This window comes from Dialister sp., assembly GCF_036343215.1.
In the GTDB taxonomy this organism is placed as follows: Bacteria; Bacillota; Negativicutes; order Veillonellales; family Dialisteraceae; genus Dialister.
In genome coordinates this window covers 1-1012 of the sequence record NZ_JAZASU010000239.1, presented here as the reverse complement: position 1 = coordinate 1012, position 1012 = coordinate 1, and the positions used below count along the sequence as shown (strand labels likewise).

The window sequence follows — 1012 nt, the reverse complement described above, 5'->3', positions numbered from 1 at the left end:
TAAATAGCGGTCGGGCCGTCAGCGCCACCGATGATGCCGATGGATGCTGCTTCCTGAACGTTGAAGCCGAGGAGCATAGCACCAGCCAGTGCTACGAATACGCCGATCTGGGCAGCTGCGCCCAGGAGCATGGTCTTCGGGTTAGCGATGAGCGGACCAAAGTCGGTCATTGCGCCTACGCCCATGAAAATCAGCGGCGGGAAAATTTCGTACTTAATACCAAAACCAATGGCCATCATAACGCCCATATCGGTTTCGAAACCGGTATTCGGGAAGTTAGCCATAATATCGCCAAAGGCGATCGGCATCAGCAGAAGAGGTTCGTACTCTTTTGCAATTGCCAGGTAGAGCAGAATCAGCCCTACCAGAATCATTACCATGTTCTGCCAGGTCAGTGCGGCAAAGCCGGAGTCTGTCCATACAGAAACAAGAGCTCTCATAAAGCCATCCATGTTTGTATACCTCCTAAGTGGTTATCTTATTTCTTTAAAACTGAATTATTTCTTCTTGCCTTTGGTCGGATCCACTACGTGGATGAGCTGAATGACGAAAGCCAGGAAAATCAGTACTGCGAATACGATAACCATGTTGGTAATACAAATAGAAAGTGGGCCCGGAGTGTCCATGTGTTAATCCACCTTTCTTTGTTCAGATGCCCGGAGGCATCCATGGGGAAACTGCCCCATACAGTGCTTCCACGGCCCCGGAAAACCGGGGCATCGGGAAACATATGATTTGAATTTTCTTACAATCTCTTTCGATTTCTTTCAGACCGGAATCAATCAGCCTGGGAAGAATGGCCAGAAAATCGGGATGATCAGTACAGATGCAATGAAAGTAATGATGCAGAGCGGCAGGCCGACTTTGACATAGTCATTGAAAGAGAATCCGCCAGGTCCAAGAACCAGGGTGTTTGGCGGGGTTGCCATCGGGGTTGCATAAGCCATGGAAGCTGCAATACCGAGTGCCATCAGTACCGGCTTCGGGTCAGCGCCGATGGACTGTGCAATGG

Annotated in this window: 3 protein-coding genes; all 3 read right to left on the bottom strand. The window is 49.8% G+C overall.

Annotated features, from left to right (window positions below; translation table 11 throughout):
- Positions 1-452 (bottom strand): sodium ion-translocating decarboxylase subunit beta (locus tag VZT47_RS10700; RefSeq protein ID WP_330224936.1); only part of this gene is annotated, 452 nt, incomplete at its 3' end.
- A gap of 45 nt (positions 453-497) precedes the next feature.
- Positions 498-626, bottom strand: a complete 129-nt coding sequence (locus VZT47_RS10695) for an OadG family protein (RefSeq protein ID WP_330224935.1) — start codon at positions 624-626, stop codon at positions 498-500.
- Between the two features lie 156 nt (positions 627-782).
- The coding region (locus VZT47_RS10690; RefSeq protein WP_330224934.1) for an anion permease at positions 783-1012 on the bottom strand (230 nt) is incomplete at its 5' end.